The organism is Campylobacter sp. CNRCH_2014_2849, from assembly GCF_025772845.1.
In the GTDB taxonomy this organism is placed as follows: Bacteria; Campylobacterota; Campylobacteria; order Campylobacterales; family Campylobacteraceae; genus Campylobacter_D; species Campylobacter_D lari_D.
In genome coordinates this window covers 1-18,457 of the sequence record NZ_JAKMSW010000014.1, presented here as the reverse complement: position 1 = coordinate 18,457, position 18,457 = coordinate 1, and the positions used below count along the sequence as shown (strand labels likewise).

18 protein-coding genes are annotated in these 18,457 nt (G+C 30.3%); 13 read left to right on the top strand and 5 right to left on the bottom strand.

Annotation, left to right across the window (positions count from 1 at the left end):
• The first annotated feature begins 71 nt into the window (after positions 1-71).
• The 10 genes from L8X33_RS07885 to lepA are packed head-to-tail and all read left to right on the top strand — an operon-like array spanning position 72 to position 11,636.
• Positions 72-512 carry a c-type cytochrome gene (locus L8X33_RS07885; RefSeq protein ID WP_412175233.1) on the top strand — a complete coding sequence of 147 codons (441 nt, stop codon included), beginning with the start codon at positions 72-74 and terminating at the stop codon, positions 510-512.
• Between the two features lie 13 nt (positions 513-525).
• A complete protein-coding gene (locus tag L8X33_RS07880; RefSeq protein ID WP_133319841.1) occupies positions 526-1,638 on the top strand; it encodes an ABC transporter substrate-binding protein in 1,113 nt (370 codons plus the stop codon).
• A gap of 11 nt (positions 1,639-1,649) precedes the next feature.
• A complete protein-coding gene (locus L8X33_RS07875) occupies positions 1,650-2,765 on the top strand; it encodes an ABC transporter substrate-binding protein (RefSeq protein ID WP_263666940.1) in 1,116 nt (371 codons plus the stop codon).
• Between the two features lie 21 nt (positions 2,766-2,786).
• Positions 2,787-3,683, top strand: coding sequence for a branched-chain amino acid ABC transporter permease (locus tag L8X33_RS07870; RefSeq protein ID WP_220566316.1), 897 nt, complete (start codon positions 2,787-2,789; stop codon positions 3,681-3,683).
• Between the two features lies 1 nt (position 3,684).
• On the top strand, positions 3,685-4,716 hold the full coding sequence (locus L8X33_RS07865; protein WP_263666941.1) for a branched-chain amino acid ABC transporter permease: 1,032 nt from the start codon (positions 3,685-3,687) through the stop codon (positions 4,714-4,716).
• Positions 4,713-5,483, top strand: coding sequence for an ABC transporter ATP-binding protein (locus tag L8X33_RS07860; RefSeq protein ID WP_133319838.1), 771 nt, complete (start codon positions 4,713-4,715; stop codon positions 5,481-5,483). The genes L8X33_RS07865 and L8X33_RS07860 overlap by 4 nt, the downstream gene beginning before the upstream one ends.
• Complete coding sequence (locus L8X33_RS07855) at positions 5,470-6,165, top strand: ABC transporter ATP-binding protein (RefSeq protein ID WP_133319837.1); 696 nt, start codon at positions 5,470-5,472, stop codon at positions 6,163-6,165. Before L8X33_RS07860 ends, L8X33_RS07855 begins: the two co-directional genes overlap by 14 nt.
• Positions 6,166-6,168: 3 nt before the next feature.
• On the top strand, positions 6,169-9,399 hold the full coding sequence (gene ccsB / locus L8X33_RS07850; protein ID WP_263666942.1) for a c-type cytochrome biogenesis protein CcsB: 3,231 nt from the start codon (positions 6,169-6,171) through the stop codon (positions 9,397-9,399).
• Between the two features lie 11 nt (positions 9,400-9,410).
• On the top strand, positions 9,411-9,836 hold the full coding sequence (locus tag L8X33_RS07845; RefSeq protein ID WP_263659953.1) for a hypothetical protein: 426 nt from the start codon (positions 9,411-9,413) through the stop codon (positions 9,834-9,836).
• A gap of 9 nt (positions 9,837-9,845) precedes the next feature.
• Positions 9,846-11,636 (top strand): translation elongation factor 4, encoded by a 1,791-nt coding sequence (gene lepA, locus L8X33_RS07840; RefSeq protein WP_263659952.1) that lies wholly within the window; start codon positions 9,846-9,848, stop codon positions 11,634-11,636.
• 30 nt (positions 11,637-11,666) lie between these two features.
• Here the strand turns inward: lepA and L8X33_RS07835 are convergent, their stop codons facing one another.
• On the bottom strand, positions 11,667-12,287 hold the full coding sequence (locus L8X33_RS07835; RefSeq protein WP_263670404.1) for a hypothetical protein: 621 nt from the start codon (positions 12,285-12,287) through the stop codon (positions 11,667-11,669).
• 268 nt (positions 12,288-12,555) lie between these two features.
• On the opposite strand from L8X33_RS07835, the gene L8X33_RS07830 reads away from it, so the two are divergent.
• Positions 12,556-13,884 (top strand): MATE family efflux transporter, encoded by a 1,329-nt coding sequence (locus tag L8X33_RS07830; protein WP_263660842.1) that lies wholly within the window; start codon positions 12,556-12,558, stop codon positions 13,882-13,884.
• Here L8X33_RS07830 and L8X33_RS07825 read toward each other — a convergent pair.
• The 4 genes from L8X33_RS07825 to thiD are packed head-to-tail and all read right to left on the bottom strand — an operon-like array spanning position 13,865 to position 16,713.
• On the bottom strand, positions 13,865-14,506 hold the full coding sequence (locus tag L8X33_RS07825; protein WP_318529723.1) for a uroporphyrinogen-III synthase: 642 nt from the start codon (positions 14,504-14,506) through the stop codon (positions 13,865-13,867). The two genes, L8X33_RS07830 and L8X33_RS07825, sit on opposite strands and share 20 nt — an antisense overlap.
• On the bottom strand, positions 14,503-15,129 hold the full coding sequence (gene thiE / locus L8X33_RS07820; RefSeq protein WP_263670402.1) for a thiamine phosphate synthase: 627 nt from the start codon (positions 15,127-15,129) through the stop codon (positions 14,503-14,505). Before thiE ends, L8X33_RS07825 begins: the two co-directional genes overlap by 4 nt.
• A complete protein-coding gene (gene thiM, locus L8X33_RS07815) occupies positions 15,116-15,898 on the bottom strand; it encodes a hydroxyethylthiazole kinase (protein ID WP_263670401.1) in 783 nt (260 codons plus the stop codon). The genes thiE and thiM overlap by 14 nt, the downstream gene beginning before the upstream one ends.
• Before the next feature lie 2 nt (positions 15,899-15,900).
• A complete protein-coding gene (thiD, locus tag L8X33_RS07810) occupies positions 15,901-16,713 on the bottom strand; it encodes a bifunctional hydroxymethylpyrimidine kinase/phosphomethylpyrimidine kinase (RefSeq protein WP_412175232.1) in 813 nt (270 codons plus the stop codon).
• A gap of 206 nt (positions 16,714-16,919) precedes the next feature.
• Here thiD and L8X33_RS07805 point away from each other — a divergent pair, with 206 nt between their 5' ends.
• Together L8X33_RS07805 and L8X33_RS07800 are read left to right on the top strand one after the other, a co-directional pair.
• A complete protein-coding gene (locus L8X33_RS07805) occupies positions 16,920-17,390 on the top strand; it encodes a low molecular weight protein-tyrosine-phosphatase (RefSeq protein WP_263660840.1) in 471 nt (156 codons plus the stop codon).
• 77 nt (positions 17,391-17,467) lie between these two features.
• A partial coding sequence (locus L8X33_RS07800; protein WP_263670399.1) for a PDC sensor domain-containing protein occupies positions 17,468-18,457 on the top strand: 990 nt, incomplete at its 3' end.

Here is an 18,457-nt window from a genome sequence, read left to right as displayed (position 1 = left end):
AGTGAGATTGAGATAAAATTGTTTATTTTTTTTAGATATAATCGAGCTTTATTTATATTTAAAAAAGGCATATTATGTTACGCTCATTTATAATTAGTATTTTATTTATAAATTCTTTAATGGCTTTTAATATAAAGTCTTTATTTACTTATACTTTTAATGATAATATTAGCTATGATTTAAAAAAAGCTAAAGAAATATATTTTAAAAACAAATGTAACACCTGTCACGGAGAAAATGGAGAAAAAAATTCTTATGGCAAAAAAGCTATTAAAGATTTAAGTCCAGAAGAAATCAAAGGTGCCTTAAAAGACTATGCTAATGGATATTTTAAAGATCAATCAAGCGATAGCATTCAAATGAGCATATACGCCAAAAAATTAAGTGAAAGTGATATGGATCACATTATAGCTTACTTAAAGGGGCAAAATTTTTCTATCGAGCTTAATCAAAAAGATCTTTTAGAAGAAGAACCAGCACCAAAAACAAAACATAATACATTTTTAAAATAAAAAAGGAGTTTTCATGAAAAAAAATCTACTGCTAGCTAGCTTGCTTTGTGCTAGTTCAATTTATGCTGCGGAAGTAAAAATAGGAGTTATTTTACCACTTACTGGCGCTTTAGCGGCTTATGGTAATGATGTGTATGAAGGTATCAAACTAGCTAATACCTTAAATCCAAATTTAAAAAACGGAGATAATGTTAAAATTATAGCCATAGATACAAAAGGTGATAAAATAGAAGCAGCAAATGCCACCACTAGACTTATCTCTCAAGATAAAGTTTTAGGACTTATAGGTGAAGCTGTTACACCAAATACTATGCAAGTTTTATCTATAGCTGAAGAAAGAAAAATTCCAGTAATAGCTCCTGTTGCTTCAGGCGATAAACTTTTGGATAAAAAAAGCTACGCTAGTAGAGTTTGTTTTATGGATAGCTTCCAAGGGGATAAATTTGCAAACTATGCATATAAAGATTTAAATTTAAAAACTGTAGTTGTAATAGTTGATCAAAGCAATGTATATTCACTAGGCTTAGCAAGAGCCTTTGAAAAAGAATTTAAACAAAATGGCGGAAAAATACTTAAAAAATTAACTATCTCATCGGGTGATAAAGACTTTAAAGCTATTGTTTCACAACTTAAAAGTATCAATCCTGACTTTGTTTATATGCCAATTTACCATCCAGAAGCAGCTTTAATAGCAAGACAAGCAAAAGCAGTTGGTTTTAATAAACTTTTAAGTGCAGGTGATGGGGTAAATAATAAAACATTTATTGAACTTGGGGGTGATGCTGTAAATGGAGTAATCTTTACCGATAGTTTTGACTATAACAATCCGCCAACAACTTTGTCTAAAAATTTCATCAATGCTTATGAAAAAGATCATGGCACCAAAGAGCTTCCAGCATTTTCTGCTATGGGAGCTGATGCTTATTATGTGATGGTAAATGCAATGAATGAATGTGCTAATAATCTTAACGCACAATGCATTAATGAAAAAATTCATTCTACTAATAATTTTGAAGGCGTAGGTGGAGTTATAAGCATAGATGCTAGTGGCAATGCAAGTCGTTCTGTAGTTATAAAAGAAATACAAGAACAAAAACAAGTTTATAAAACTATTATTAATCCTTGAAAGGTTAAACTATGAAAAAAATTAGTATAGCTATATTGTCTATCATAGCTTGTAATATCATACAGGCAAAAGAAATTAACATTGGCGTAGTTTTACCTCTAACAGGATCTACTGCAGCTTATGGTCAAAGTGCTTTAGATGGAGTGAAAATTGCAAATTCTATGAAAAATACTTTAAGTAATGGTGATAAGGTAAATCTTGTTGTAGTAGATACAAAAGGTGATAAAATAGAAAGCGCAAATGCTAGCACAAGATTAATTTCGCAAAATAAAGCTTATGCACTTATTGGAGAAATGCTAACAGCTAATACTTTACAAGTGATAAGAATTGGCGAGGAAAAAAAGATACCAGTGGTTGCTCCTGCAGCTACTGCTGATAAAATTTTAAATAAAAAATTATATGCCAGTAGAGTTTGTTTTATGGATAGTTTTCAAGGCTCATCTTTGGCTAATTATGTAAAAAATAAGTTAAATTACACTAAAGCTGTGATTATCAGCGATCAAAGCGCAGATTATTCTTTGGGTTTAACTAGGGCCTTTGAAAAAGAATTTAGCAAACAAGGTGGAAAAATTTTAGATAAATTTAGAATTACAGCAGGCGATAAAGACTTTAAAGCTATACTTTCTCAAGTTAAAAATTTAAAACCTGATTTTATTTATCTTCCAGTATATTACACTGAGGCTTCTTTATTCGCACGCCAAGCAAAAGCAATGGGTGTTAATATTCCTATGGGTTCGGCAGATGGAGTTGCCGATGAAACTTTTATTAATCTAGCTCAAGATGCAGCAGAAGGATATTTATTTACAGATAGTTTTGATTATAATAACCCTCCAACACAGCTTTCAAAAGACTTTATATTAGCCTATGAAAAAGAAAAACAAAGCAAAGAAGTTCCAAATTTTACAGCTATGGGTGCAGATGCATATTTTGTAATCTTTGAAGCTATGCAAAAATGCGTTAATGATTTCAATAGTGAATGTATCAACAACAACATTCATGCTACTTCTAAATTTGAAGGTGTTAGTGGAGTGATTAGTATAGACAAAACAGGTAATGCCACGCGCTCAATTGTTATAAAATCAATAGAGAATCAAAAACAAGTTTATAAAGACTCGATTCTACCATAAATAAAAATTTTAAGAGGTTCAATGGATAGTTCTTTAATTTTACAGCAAATTATAAATGGATTTAGTTTAGGTAGTATGTATGCACTTATCGCCATAGGCTATACAATGGTTTATGGTGTTTTAAGACTGATTAATTTCGCACATGGTGATATTATGATGGTGGGTGCATATTCAGCTTTATTTTGTGTTACAAGTATGAATGTACCTTTCTTAGGCGCTCTTTCTTTAGCTATGTTATTTGCAGCGGCCTTAGGTATAGCTATTGATAGGGTAGCTTATAAACCTCTAAGAAAAGCACCTAGAATTTCTTTACTCATCACAGCCATAGGTATAAGTTTTTTAATACAAAATGTATTTAATGTTTTATTTGGCTCAACACCAAAGTATTTTCCTGTGCCAAGTTATCTTGAAACAGTGATTAATTTTAATAATATCAGCATTAGTGTTAATAGTATTTTAGTGCCTATTTTGACATTTTTTATATTATTAGTGGTTTTATTCATACTTTATAAAAGCAAATATGGCATTGCTATTAGGGCTTTAGCTTTTGATATTCATACTGTAAATTTAATGGGAATTGATGCAAATCGTATTATCGCTATTGTATTTGCACTAGGTTCAGCTTTAGCTGCTATTGGTGGTATTTTTTGGGCTGTTAGTTATCCTTCTGTTGAACCTAGTATGGGAACTCTTATAGGACTTAAGGCCTTTGGCGCTGCTGTTTTAGGTGGTATTGGTTCTGTTGCCGGAGCAGTTTTAGGTGGTTTGATTATAGGTTTTACAGAGGTTGTTGTTGTTGCTATTTTCCCTGATCTTTCTGGTTTTAAAGATGCATTTGCATTTATCTTTTTGGTATTAATTTTACTTTTTAAACCAACTGGAATTTTGGGTATTAATTTTGAAAAAAGTAGGTTTTAAAATGATTGCAAGAAAAATTACACATTTAAGTTTCTTTATTATAGCGCTTGCTTTTCTTTTTATATCTCCTTATTTTTTTAACGATTATAAAATAGGAATTTTAAGCAATATTGCTATTTTTGTAATCTTAGCGGTAAGTTATAATCTTATCAATGGAGTTACAGGACAATTTTCATTAGAGCCAAATGGTTTTGTAGCTATAGGAGCTTATGTTGCGGCCTTAGTTTTACTTACAAGTGAAAGCAAAATCGATCAGTTTTCTTTAGAGGATCCAAGTAGTTTTATTTTGATGATTCATTCGCCAAGCTTTATTGTAGCTTTACTTGCCGCTGGGGTTTGTGCTATGCTTTTATCTTTAGTTTTAGCCTTTGCAGTATTTAGAGTTAGAGGAGATTATTTAGCTATTGTAACACTAGGCTTTGGAATTATTATCAAGCTTATGGCAATTAACTTTGCTTCTGTTACAAATGGCTCTTTGGGCTTAAACGATATTCCTAAGCATACTACCTTATACTGGAGTGGTGGGATTGCTATATTTTCTGTTATTATCATCTTAAATATTGTTAGTTCAAAATTTGGTAGAGCCATGAAAGCTATAAGAGATGATGAAGATGCAGCATTAGCAATGGGTATTAACACTTTTAATATTAAAACCTTAGCCTTTAGCACTTCAGCATTTTTAGAGGGTGTTGGAGGAGGCTTATTAGCTTGCGCACTAGCTTCAGTTTCACCTGAACAATTTGACTTTTTATTTACTTTTCAGCTTTTAATCATCATTGTTTTAGGCGGCTTAGGTTCAACTACTGGTGCCATCATAGGAGCTATTTTAGTAATAGGCGGAAGTGAGTATTTAAGATTTTTAGATGAGAGTATGAATATTTTTGGTTATGAAACTCCTGCCATGCCTGGTCTTAGAATGGTTGTGTTTTCTGTTATATTGATTTTAGTAATGCTTTTTGCAAGAAGAGGAATAATGGGTGATAAAGAATTAACAGATATTTTATTTAAGTTTTCTAAAAGGAATAAAAAATGATTTTAGAGCTTAAAAAAATCCATAAAAATTTTGGTGGAGTTAGTGCTATAGCAAATACTTCTTTTACTATAAAAGAAAGCGAAATTTTTGGACTTATAGGTCCAAATGGTGCAGGAAAAACGACACTATTTAATATTATTACAGGAAATTATAAACCAAGCAGTGGAGAAGTATTTTTTCTAGGAAAAAAGATTGACCATTTAAAGCCGCACAAAATAGTTCATCTAGGCATAGCAAGAACTTTTCAAAATATTAGACTTTTTTCTAGCATGAGTGTTTTAGAAAATGTATTAATTGGTTTTGATAAGAGTATTAAATATAATATTTTTGAAGCTTTTTTACATTTGGGAAGATTCTCCAAAGCAGAAAAAAATGCAAAAAAAGCAGCTTATGAAATTTTAGAACAACTCAATATTGCTCATTTGGCTGATGAAAGGGCCACTAGTTTAAGTTATGGACAACAAAGAAAAGTTGAAATAGCAAGAGCTTTAGCAACAAATCCTAAACTTTTATTGTTAGATGAACCAGCAGCAGGTATGAATTCAACAGAAAGCGATGATTTAGCCGAATTGATTTTTGATATAAGAAATAATAAAAAAATCAGCGTTTTGCTTATTGAGCATGATATGAAATTTGTAAATAAGCTTTGCGATAGGGTTATGGTGCTTGATTATGGTAAGACTATTTTTGAAGGAAAACCAAGTGATGCTGTTCAAAATCCTGAAGTAATTAGTGCATATTTGGGAGATTTTAATGCTAGTAGTTAAAGATTTACATGTTTATTATGGCTTAATAGAAGCTGTTAAAGGTATAGATTTCACCATAAAAACAGGAAGTATAGTTAGCTTGATAGGCTCAAATGGTGCAGGAAAAACATCAACACTTAATGCAATGCTAAATTGTGTTAAAAAAACTGGTGAAGTAAGTTTTTTAGGTTATGACACTCAAAGACATTTACCTCATACTTTAGTACAAAAAGGTATAGCATTGGTACCTGAAGGAAGAAGAGTTTTTATAAATCTCACTATAGAAGAAAATTTAAAAATTGGTGCTTTTAATAATGCAGAAAACTATGAACATTTGAAAAATCAAATGTATAGACTTTTCCCAAGATTAAAAGATAAAAAAAACGCATTAGCGGGGACTCTAAGCGGTGGAGAAGCTCAAATGCTAGCTATTTCAAGAGCTCTTATGAGTGAGCCAAAACTTTTAATGCTAGATGAACCTTCGCTAGGACTTGCTCCAAAAATAGTTGGAGAGGTTTTTGATATTATAGTCAAATTAAAAGAAGAAGGTATTACTATTTTATTAGTGGAACAAAATGCATTTTCAGCTTTAAAAATCAGCGATTATGCTTATGTTCTAGAAAATGGTAAAATCGCTATGCATGCACCTGCAAAAGATCTTATCGGTAATGATGAGATTAGAAAAAAATACCTTGGAGCTTAAATCATGAGAAGACAACTTTTAGCTTTTGGGGATATAAAAATTTCTATTTTTTTATTTTTAATTTTTGCCCTATTTTGCGCTCTAGCTACTTTTATAGAAAGTGCTTACAATACTCCAACAGCATGGGCCATGATATATGGAACATCTTGGTTTGGCTTTATACAGCTCATACTAGGAATCAATCTTTTAACAGCTCTTTTTAAATATAAAATGTTTAACAAGAGAAAAATACCGCTTTTAATCTTTCATATCTCATTTTTATTTATATTGCTAGGTTCAGCTATGACTAGATATATGGGATTTGAAGGAAATTTACACATTAGGGAAAACGAAAAAAATAATATCATTGAAACCTCAAAAAGTTATATCTACATAGCAACCTTAAAAGATGATAAAGTATATAGTGCTGCAAAATCTGAATATATTGCCACTTTACCTTTTGTAAATGATTTTTCATTTGATTTAATACTACCCGATGAAAAGGCTCAAATTTCATATGAAAATTTGATTTTAGATGCAAAAGAAATTTATATCGATGATAACAACTCTGCTCCTCTTTTATCTTTAATGCTTTCACAAAATAACGAATCTAAAGAATTGCTTTTTCAAGCAGGGGATATAAAAAATATCAATGGTGTCAATATAGCATTTTTAAACGACTCTGCTCCAAGTCCTTATATAAAAATTGATAAAGATCTAAAGCTTAGTGCTGATTTTGATTTAAAATACATGTCAATGAGTGATGGTAAAGAAAACATTTTAAAAGCAAATCAAAAAGCACAAGCTAAAGATTTAAGATTATATTCTTTTAATGATATTAATTTAGTGGTAAAATTTGCTTCTTTACATGGTAAAAAAACCTTAGAAGGCGTTAATCAAGCTCAAGATGAAAGCTTTTTTACTTGGTTTAAAAATAGTTGGATAGAGCTAGGACGCAATGCTTTGATTTCTTTATTTGGTGAGGCAAAATACTGGAATAATTCTTTATTAAATAATTTCAAAGACTTTGCACAAAGCACTAAATATATGCCAACTCAACTTTCAGAAAATGCTATTAATGCTTTAAAATTAAAATTAAGCTATAAAGGAGAATCTAAAGAAGTTTTCCTAGTAGAATACAACTCGCCTATCCGTATTGATGTAGCAGGTCAACCTTTCTTTTTAAGATGGGGTCCTAAAGGAATAGAAATGCCATTTGAAATGTACTTAAAAGACTTTGAGCTAGAACGCTATCCTGGCTCGATGTCGCCTATGTCTTATGCAAGTTATGTGGAAATTGATAATGCCGAACAAAAATTAGAATATAAGATTTTTATGAATAATGTTTTAGATTATCAAGGTTATAGATTTTACCAAAGTTCTTATGATCAAGATGAGCTTGGCACCATACTTTCAGTTAATAAAGATCCGGGTAAAATTCCTACATATATTGGATATTTTTTACTTACATTAGGAATGTTTTTAAATATTTTAAATCCTCATTCAAGATTTAGGACTTTAGCTAAATTAATCAATCAAGACACCTTGAAAAAAACAAGTGCGATATTGACATTTATATTAGTTTTTTTTGCAAGCCAAAATACTTATGCAAATGAACCCATCAAGGTAGATGAAACACATGCTAAAGAACTTGCTTCTTTGGTAGTGCAAAAACCTGATGGTAGAATGGTTCCTTTTAATACTTTAGCTATGGAAGTTTTAGAAAAAATATACAAAAACACAACCTTTCAAGGCCAAAGTGCCGAAGCAACTATCATATCAATGATTTTTGATGGCAGTGCATGGTACGATAAAGATATTATATTTATGCCAACAAGTCGCTTGGTTAATGAAGAAATTTCTAAAATTTTAGGTATTGAACCTAGAGCTTATACTAGTTTTAAAGATTTTTTCACTACAGATGCTTATAAACTACAAAAATATGTAGAAAATGCTAATAGAAAAAATCCAAATCGTAGAAGTGTTTTTGATAAAGAAATAATCAAGCTTGATGAAAGAGTAAATATTGTAAATTTAATTTTTTCAGGAGATATTTTTAAATTTATTCCACTACAAAATAGCACCAATAATCAATGGGTGGCGCCACGCGAAGCATATATAGGTTTAAAAGGCGAAGAAGGTAAAGAAGTAAGAAGCATTTTAGAAAATTATTTCAATGCAGTTAGTAATTCTATTGCACATAACAACTGGGATGAAGCAACTAAAAATTTAAATATTATCAAAAATTACCAAGAAAAATACGGCCATGAAATTATGCCAAGTGCTAAAAAAATTAATACAGAAATCTTTTTCAACAAAAGTCAAATTTTTGTAAATCTTGCTCCGCTTTATTTATGCGCTGGATTTTTACTTTTGATTATAGTTTTTGTTAAAATGCTTCTGCCAAAAATTCGCATTGATTTTATATTTAAATGTGTTTATGTGTTTAATATTGTGGCATTTTTCATCCATACTCTAGGTTTGGCTTTGCGTTGGTATATAGCAGGTCGCGCTCCATGGAGTAATGCATATGAGAGCATGGTTTATATAGCTTGGGCTTTATCATTATCTGGAATTTTCTTTTCAAGAAAAAGCCCTATTGCACTTTCTTTAACCTCTATTTTAGCAGGAGTTACTTTAGGTGTAGCTCATCTTAGCCAAATGGATCCGCAAATTACCAATTTAGTTCCTGTGTTGCAATCTTATTGGCTAACAATACATGTTTCGGTTATTACTGCTAGCTATGGATTTTTAGGATTATGTGCATTGTTGGGTATATTTGTACTTATTTTATTATGTATGCTAAAAATCAATGGCAAACATAATGAAAACATTTTAAGAAATATTACAGAAGCGACAAGAATCAACGAAATGGCTATGATTTTAGGACTTTGCTTACTTACAGTTGGAAATTTCTTAGGTGCTATATGGGCAAATGAAAGTTGGGGAAGATATTGGAGTTGGGACTCTAAAGAAACTTGGGCTTTAATTAGTATTTTAGTTTATGCAGCTATTTTGCACATTAGAATGGTACCAAAATGGACAAATCAATACATTTTTGCAGTTTGCTCCATGTTTGCATATTGGGTAATTATCATGACTTATTTTGGTGTAAATTACTTTTTAACTGGTATGCATTCTTATGCAGCAGGAGATTCTGTGAAAATTCCTGATTATGTGTATTGGGGATTTTTATTTATGGTAGCATTAAGCTTAGCAAGTTATTTTAAAAGATCTTATGCAACAAAATTATAGGAAAGTTTTACATGAATAATTCTCTTTTTATTTTTTTAGTTATAGCTTTAGTGATAATTATCATACTTGGAATTCTTTTGGTATTATTTTTCATGCACAAAGAAAAACAACCAAGCAAATCAAATCCAGCTAAAACTCCAAAAATAAGCAATATAGAAGATTTTATATCTAAAGCAAATAATGCAAACAACTCTCAAGAAATTCAAGCCTTAATTTTGCAATTTTTAAATTCACAAAAACTAGGATCTAATCCAAAAGACAGCGCCACTAAAAGAAAACTTGATTTCATTAGTGCTATTTCAGCCAATGCTAATGCTACTCCTAAAAACATTTCATTTTTAAACAATGAGCTAAAAAAAAGATATAAAGCTTTGAAAAAAGAAATTGATGCTTATGAGCAAATAGGTCTAGCAAAAAGAAAAATGAGACAATCTTAAGGTTTTTTGATGAAAAATATTAGAAATTTCTCTATTATAGCTCATATTGATCATGGTAAAAGCACATTAGCTGATAGAATTATCAGCGAATGCGGAGCTATTAGCGATAGACAAATGAGCGCCCAAGTAATGGATACTATGGATATAGAAAAAGAGCGTGGTATAACTATAAAAGCTCAATCTGTGCGTTTAAATTATAAATTCAACAATGAAGAATATGTATTAAATTTAATAGACACTCCGGGCCATGTTGATTTTTCCTATGAAGTAAGTCGTTCTTTGGCAAGTTGCGAAGGAGCTTTACTTGTTGTTGATGCTTCTCAAGGAGTAGAGGCTCAAACTATAGCCAATGTTTATATAGCCTTAGAAAATGATCTTGAAATCATACCAGTGATTAATAAAATTGATCTTCCTTCGGCTGATATTGAAAAGGTTAAACACGAAATAGAGCATATTATAGGAATTGATTGCTCTAATGCAATTTGTGTTAGCGCAAAAACAGGTGTAGGTATAAAAGAACTCATAGAAACTATCATCACAAAAATTCCTGCGCCAAAAACTGATGATGAAGCACCTACCAAAGCTTTAATTTATGATTCTTGGTTTGATAATTATCTTGGAGCTTTGGCTTTAGTTAGAATTTATGAGGGAAATATTGCTAAAAATGATGAAGTTTTAGTTATGAGTACAGATAAAAAACATCTCGTGCAAGATCTTTTCTATCCTCATCCATTAAGCCCTATAAAAACTAAAAAATTAGAATCAGGTGAAGTAGGTGTTATCGTGCTTGGACTTAAAAATGTCGCCGATGTTCAAGTAGGTGACACCATAACACTAACTAAAAACAAAGCAAAAGAAGCCATTGGTGGTTTTGAAAAAGCCAAAGCTTTTGTTTTTGCAGGATTATATCCTATAGAAACGGATAAATTTGAAGATTTAAGAGATGCTTTGGACAAATTAAAACTTAATGATAGTTCTATTACCTATGAACCTGAAACATCCCTTGCTTTAGGATTTGGTTTTAGAGTTGGTTTTTTAGGTCTTTTGCATATGGAGGTTATTAAAGAAAGACTTGAGCGTGAGTTTAACCTTGATTTAATTGCTACTGCTCCAACTGTTACTTATAAAATTTATCAAACCGATGGAGAAGTTTTAAAAATTCAAAATCCAAGCGAACTACCTCCGGTAAATAAAATCGATTATATAAAAGAACCTTATGTAAAAGCAACTATCATAACTCCAAGCGAATACCTAGGGAATTTAATCACTCTTTTAAATCGCAAACGCGGTATGCAAGTTAAGATGGATTACATCACTCCTGAGCGCGTTTTACTTGAGTATGATATACCTTTAAACGAAATCGTTATGGACTTTTACGATAAACTTAAATCACTTACCAAAGGCTATGCTAGTTTTGATTATGAGCCTATTGAATTTAGAGTGGGAGATCTTGTAAAACTTGATATTAAAGTAGCTGGTGAAAATGTCGATGCACTAAGCATCATAGTGCCAAATGAAAAAGCACTAAGCAAGGGCAGAGAGCTTGTAAAAGCGATGAAAGAAATCGTCCCAAGACAGCTTTTTGAAGTTGCTATCCAAGCAAGCATAGGAAATAAAATTATTGCAAGAGAAAATGTAAAATCCATGGGTAAAAATGTAACCGCAAAATGTTATGGTGGGGATATTACTAGAAAAAGGAAACTTCTTGAAAAACAAAAAGAAGGTAAAAAAAGAATGAAAGCTATTGGTAAGGTGCATTTACCTCAAGAAGCATTTTTAAGTGTTTTAAAAATAGACTAAATCCCTAGTTTATGCACTAGGGATATAAATTTATGCATTGATATCTAAAGAATTTCCACCCATTTCATTAATTTTTTGAGTTACTGTTTCAATAGCTTTATCAATTGTCTCATAGCTGATATCAGGAAGTTTGCCACCCCACATTTTTTCCGCTTGCGCAAATCCTGCTTTTAGACCTTCTAAACCTTTTTGAAGTTTTTCCATGTCTTCACCAGCCCCATTAATAACAAAATCAGCCAATCTTTGAGATGTTTTTGCTACACCAAAATATCCATCTTCCCCAATAAGCTCTTTTGCTTCATCAGCATTTAAACTAAGTATATCTTTACCTTCATATCCTATAGCTTTAAAATCTACATTTGATAAAATAGCTGTTAAAGAATCCTTAGATTGAGCTCCTTGAAAAATCCCTGCCTGAGATAGACCATTGGATGAACTCATGCTAAATACTTGCTGCATAAAATTCATAGCATAAAGCTCGGTTATGCCTTTTCCTCCCATACTAGTAAGCTTACTAAGCTTATCCTCATCTATATCTTTTGTGCTATTAGCACTTTTGGTATTGGCATCTTCAAGTTTTGTATTCAAATTAGCCTTCCTATTGCTAACTTGCGACTCTACTGCCACGCGTGAATACGAATTTATTTGCATCCTTGCTCCTTTTTTGTGGGTTTATAAAAATCGTCTAAAAAAAATTAAAATTTACATTAAGAAATTTATAATTACAGCTTAAATATAATGCCAAATATTTATTGTATTTTTAAAATTTGGGTGATATAAATGTTTTTCAAAGATTTTTTCATTATCATTGTCGATCCATATTTTAAAGATATTATAGAAGGTATAGAATCTCTTTATTAAATTTATTTTATCTATAAAATTTTAAATAAAATAATTTTTAATAAGGAAAGCTATGTCAATACATAATTTTTACACTACATTAAATCCTACCAAACTATTTATAAAATGTGCTTTGCCAAACATGGCTAGCATGGCTTTTATTTATCTTTATGTGATTATTGATGGAATTTTTGTTGGAAGATATTTGGGTTCAAATGCACTTGCTGCTATGAATTTAATGATGCCTTTTATCATGATAAGTTTTGCTCTAGCTGATATGATAGCCATAGGCTCATCAGTGCAAATAGCAATTAATCTAGGTAAAGGAAAAGTTGAAAAAGCAAGAGCTATTTTTTCTTTTTGTATAGTTCTTATTTTTGCAATTTCTTGTTTAATGGGAATTTTAGGATTTTTTCTAGCAAAAACATTAAGTGCTTTTATGGGAGCTGATGAGAATATTCAAAGTTTATCTACTGAATATATGCAAATTTTTGCCACTTTTGCTCCCTTTATTATGCTAGCTTTTGCTATGGATAATTATCTTAGGATTTGTGGAAAAACTTTTTATAGCATGATAGTTAATATCATTACTGCTTTGAGTAATATTTTTCTTGATTGGCTTTTTATAGTAGTTTTTGATTGGGGGCTTTTTTCGGCAGCTTTAGCAACTTGTATAGGTATGTTTTTAGGAAGCGTTTTAGGGATACTACCTTTTATTTTTAAAGATTTAACTTTAAAATTTAAAAAACCGATAATCAAATTACAAATACTAAAAAATATACTTTATAATGGCTCATCTGAATTTTTTTCTAATATTTCTAGCTCTTTTTATACCATCTTAGCTAATGCTTTCTTGCTTAAACTTTCTGGAAGTACAGCTGTTGCAGCATTTTCTGTGATTTTATATCTTAGTACTTTTGTTTTCATGCTAGTTTTGGCCATGTGTGATGCTATGCAACCTGCATTAAGTTATAATTATGGACACAAAAATATTGCAAGAATTCAAGCTATTTTTAAAAGAATGTTTTTTGCTTCTTGGGGTGTAAGTACAATAGTGTTTTTATTTGTTTATTTTTTCAATAACCTTATAGTAAGTGTTTTTAACAAAGATAACAACCAAGATTTTATCCATATAGCACAAAATGCCTTAATATTTTTTTCTTTTTCTTTTTTATTTTCTTGGTTTGGAAAACTCTGCGCTTCATTTTTCACAGCACTTGATAAACCCTTACTTTCTTTAGGAATTTCTATTTCCCAAAGTCTTATTTTCCCATTTTTATCCTTGTTTATACTAACACAATTTTTAGGAGTAAATGGAGTTTGGCTAGCCACTTTAGTGGGTGATATTTGTATGATTTTTATTGCCTCATTTTTATTATATAAAACTTTTAAAAATCTAAACTCTTAGCTAATTTTAAACAAGAGTTTAGATCTTGTTCTTTACATATATATAAATTTTTAAAATTACGAAGTTTTAAAGCTGTACTTTGACCTATAACTACAACTTTATCTTCTTTTTCTAATGCAAAAAATTTCAAAAATTGCTCTATGCTTGAAGGAGCGCTAAAGATAAAAACACTTGGATGATGTATTTTTAACTCATCTTTTTTAGGCTCTATGGCTATATTTTCATAAACGATTAATTGTTTTAAAAGGATATTTTCTTTCAGCAAATACTCATCAAGACCTGAACTAATTTTCTTCGCTCTTAAATAAAGACATTTTTTATTTTTAAACTCAAATAAAAACTCACTAGCTAAATTTTTACCATAAGCCTTGCTAGGATATTTGACATTTTTAAAGCCAAGCTCTTTTGCAAAATCAGCACTTTTTTCTCCCACAGCATAAAGTTTAATATTAAAATCAATTTTGTTTTTACTTGACATTAATGCTTTTAATGCATTCTTGGAGCTAATGATTAAACAATCAAATTCCTTTAAATTAACTTCAAAATCAAGAAATTTAATTTCATTTAATCTTATAGTCTTAACACCATCAAATTCTTTATCCCCTATAAAATAAATCATTATTTTCCTATAAAAGTTTTATCAAAATTTGATCTTAAATTTAAAGTTGCTATATAAGGATCATTTGCTTGCATTATCGCTCTAACCACAGCTATACCTTGTATATTACAATCTTTAAGCAAATTTAAATTAACTTCATCTATCCCACCTATAGCCACAATAGGTAAAGAAACTAAACTAGCAATTTCTTTTAATCCATCTATGCCAAGCACAACACAATCTTGCTTGCTAGGCGTAGTAAAAACAGCCCCCACTCCAAGATAAGTAGCACCTTGAGTATTAATAAGATCATTTTTATGATTGATCGTAAGCCCTATGATTTTTTCTTCGCCTAAAAGTTCCCTTGCTTTTTTTAAAGGCATATCCTTTTGTCCTATATGCACTCCATTTGCATTCACAGCCATGGCTATATCGATTCTATCATTTATCACAAAAGGTGTGTTGTATTTTTCACACAAAGCTTTAACTTTTAAAGCAAGATTATAAAATTCTAAAGTACTAAGATTTTTCTCTCTAAGTTGTAAAATATCAATCTTAGCTTTCAAAGAAGCTTCTAAAATATTTAAAAACTCGCTTTCGCTTTTTTCACCCTTGCTTGCGGCAAGATAAATTTTAAATGATTTCATATTTGGCTCTTTTTTTAATTTCTTCATCATCTAAATTATTTAAAGCATCGATTAAATTCACTCTAAAACTACCACTTCCACTAGAAAGCTCTTGAGCGATTTCGCTAGCTATGCCAAAACTAAGCAAAGCATATAAACTAGCCTGAAATTTATCTTCTAACGCTCCTGCAAAAACTCCACACAAAGAAGCACACATACAACCTGCTCCAGTTATCTTAGTAGCCATGATTGAGCCATTATAAATTTTAGCAATACGCTCTTGATTTATAATATAATCAATTTTTCCAGTTATAGCTAAAACACGCTTAGTTTTATAAGAGTATTCTTTAGCTTTTTCTAAAAACTCATTATCGATTACAAAAGTACTATCAACCCCTCTTGCTTTACCATCTAAACCTATAACACTAGCCATTTCAGATGCATTTGCCTTAACAATACTAATACCTTTTAGATTAAGTAATTCAAAATTAATCCCATCTCTTGCCTTACTCACACCCAAAGCAACAGGATCAAAAATTATAGGTTTATTTAATAAAGTATATTCTTTAGTTGCTTTTAACATAGAATTTGCTATAAGTTGATTAATCGTACCTGTGTTTAATACTAAGGCTGAACTTATTCTAGCAAAATCAGCTTGCTCTTCATAAAAATCAGCCATAGCAGCACTTGCTCCCATTGCTATAGTTATATTTGCACAATCATTAGCTGTAACATAATTAGTAATATGATGAATCAAAGGATTTTTTTCTCTTACTGCTTTAATAATCATTTTTACTCCTTGTCATATTGAAAAAAATGATTAGTCGGGCCACAACCTTTTCCAAGTGCTAAAGAATTTAATATAGCTCCATACACATAATCTTTAGCAAGTTTTATAGCTTCACGTTTTTCTTTACCTAAGGCAAGATTACTAGCTATAGCTGAACTTAATGTACAACCTGTGCCGTGTGTATTTTTTGTATTAATTTTTTCTGCTTTAAAAATACTAAATTCCTTTCCATCATAAAAAACATCATTGGTGTTATATTTACTATGTCCACCTTTAATCAAAACACTTTTTGCACCTTCTTTGTGAAGTTTTATAGCGGCTTTTTTCATATCCTCCTCATTAAGTATTTTAAAATCACACAAAAACTCAGCCTCGGGAATATTTGGAGTAAGTACATCAGCTAAAGATAAAATTTCATCTTTAAAAAACTGACAATTTTCTAAAGGCATTAAAGCATAGCCATTTTTTGCAAACATCACAGGATCAATCACTACATTTTTAGCTTTAAAGCGCAATAAATTTTCTTTTACACAAATTATGATTTCCTTTGAACCCAGCATTCCAATTTTCACAGCAGCTGGCTCTATGTCTTCATAAACTGCTAGCATTTGCTCATCTATTATCTTAGTGGGTATATCAAAACAAGAAATCACTCTTGCAGTATTTTCAGCCACAACGCTTAAAACTACACTCATACCAAATAAATTATGAGCGCTAAAAGTTTTTAAATCAGCTTGTATGCCAGCTCCACCACTACAATCACTTCCTGCTATAGTTAAGATAGGAATTTTAGTTTTTGTTTTTGCTTGTATCATTTTTATCCTTTTTTTATAAAAAAGGAAAGTTTTTGCAAGAATTCAAAGTTTGCATTACCAAACTTCTCAAGGGTCGAAGTTATACTTCCTCTCAGCAAAAGCTCCCCATTAATGAAAAATTATATCTTAGTTTTAATTAATCTTTAAAAATATTTTGAAATACTGCTATAATTTTGAAAAAACTACACAAAAATAAAAGGAAAAATATGACTAAAATTATTTTTGTTTGTTTAGGTAATATTTGTCGTTCTCCCATGGCCGAATTTATTATGAAGGATCTTTTAACAAAAGCAAATTTAAATAATGAATTTATTATTTCTAGTGCAGGTACTTCAGGTTACCACGATGGGGAGGATATGCATTATAAAACTAAAGCTTTATTAGATAACAAAAATATAAATTCTAAGCCATTTTGCAGTAAAAAACTAAATTTAAAAATGTGCGAGGATAATGATTTAATTATCGTAATGGATAATTCTAATTATAATGATATAGTTAAAAATTTTCCAAATGCAAAACATAAAATTCATAAAATCACTTCTTTTGCCTTAGAATTAGGATATGACGAAGTGCCTGATCCTTGGTATAGTGGGAATTTTGATGAGACTTACACTATACTTTCAAAAGCATGTTTTGGGCTCTTAAATACTCTTTATAAAAATTTATCGTTTAAATAATATTTGTTTCTTTTTTAATTTTTAATGATATAATAAACTCATTTAAAATTCACCATAACATCAAAGGAGTTTAATTAATGAAAAGTATCAAATTAAAAATTTCATTAATAGCAAACATTATAGCTATAGTATGTCTTATAATACTTGGCGTTGTTAGTTTTATTTTTACAAAAAAAGCCTTAAATTATGAGGTAGTAAAAGCTGAAACTAATTATGTAAGAACTGCAGAAAAATCAATGAGAGATTTCAAAAAGCTCAATGTGCATTCTTTGGAAAAACTTTCTCAAGCCATCTTAAAGCTTCCATATAGCGAACTTAACACTCAAGAAAAACTTATGGATAATACAGGTAATTTACTAAAAACAGTTAGAGATATGAATAGTTATTTAGCTGTTTATATAGCTCAGCCAAGCGGTGAGTTAATAGTAAGTGATCCAGATAGCGATAGCAAAGGCTTAGATTATGGAATTTACGGAAAAGCAGATAATTACGATGCTACTACAAGAGAATTTTATATAGAAGCTAGAAAGAAAAATGGCTTATACATTACCGCATCTTATATTGATGCAACAACTGGTTTACCATGTTTTACCTACTCTATGCCATTAATCAAAGATGGTAAATTTATAGGTATACTAGCTATTGATGTTTTGGTAAAAGATCTACAAAACGAATTTAGCGAACTACCAGGAAGAACCTTTGTATTTGACCAAGCTTATACTGTATTTGCCTCAACTGACAAATCATTAGTTAGCGATAAGCAAAATCCAGATATTATAACAGTTGCTAAAGCTTATGAAAAAGCTGGTGATTATAATATTTTCAGCTATACCACACAAAATGGTAACAATAGATTTGGTATTTGTGTTAATGTTGATGGTTATACAACTTGTGCGGGCGAAAATATAGAAGTTATTGAAGCTCCTGCTTTAAAAATAGCTTATATTCAAACTACTATTGTTATTTTTACAAGTATAGCTAGTATCATTTTACTCTACTTCATCATCTCTTATTATCTATCCCCTTTACAAGCAATCCAAAAAGGTATCAATTCTTTCTTTGACTTC

Excerpts from the sequence above, each read along its gene's own strand:
- L8X33_RS07880 (WP_133319841.1), top strand. The coding sequence starts at position 526 with ATGAAAAAAAATCTACTGCTAGCTAGCTTGCTTTGTGCTAGTTCAATT.
- L8X33_RS07875 (WP_263666940.1), top strand. The coding sequence starts at position 1,650 with ATGAAAAAAATTAGTATAGCTATATTGTCTATCATAGCTTGTAATATC.
- L8X33_RS07870 (WP_220566316.1), top strand. The coding sequence starts at position 2,787 with ATGGATAGTTCTTTAATTTTACAGCAAATTATAAATGGATTTAGTTTA.
- L8X33_RS07865 (WP_263666941.1), top strand. The coding sequence starts at position 3,685 with ATGATTGCAAGAAAAATTACACATTTAAGTTTCTTTATTATAGCGCTT.
- L8X33_RS07860 (WP_133319838.1), top strand. The coding sequence starts at position 4,713 with ATGATTTTAGAGCTTAAAAAAATCCATAAAAATTTTGGTGGAGTTAGT.
- L8X33_RS07855 (WP_133319837.1), top strand. The coding sequence starts at position 5,470 with ATGCTAGTAGTTAAAGATTTACATGTTTATTATGGCTTAATAGAAGCT.
- ccsB (WP_263666942.1), top strand. The coding sequence starts at position 6,169 with ATGAGAAGACAACTTTTAGCTTTTGGGGATATAAAAATTTCTATTTTT.
- L8X33_RS07845 (WP_263659953.1), top strand. The coding sequence starts at position 9,411 with ATGAATAATTCTCTTTTTATTTTTTTAGTTATAGCTTTAGTGATAATT.
- lepA (WP_263659952.1), top strand. The coding sequence starts at position 9,846 with ATGAAAAATATTAGAAATTTCTCTATTATAGCTCATATTGATCATGGT.
- L8X33_RS07835 (WP_263670404.1), bottom strand. The coding sequence starts at position 12,287 with ATGCAAATAAATTCGTATTCACGCGTGGCAGTAGAGTCGCAAGTTAGC.
- thiE (WP_263670402.1), bottom strand. The coding sequence starts at position 15,129 with ATGAAATCATTTAAAATTTATCTTGCCGCAAGCAAGGGTGAAAAAAGC.
- thiM (WP_263670401.1), bottom strand. The coding sequence starts at position 15,898 with ATGATTATTAAAGCAGTAAGAGAAAAAAATCCTTTGATTCATCATATT.
- thiD (WP_412175232.1), bottom strand. The coding sequence starts at position 16,713 with ATGATACAAGCAAAAACAAAAACTAAAATTCCTATCTTAACTATAGCA.
- L8X33_RS07805 (WP_263660840.1), top strand. The coding sequence starts at position 16,920 with ATGACTAAAATTATTTTTGTTTGTTTAGGTAATATTTGTCGTTCTCCC.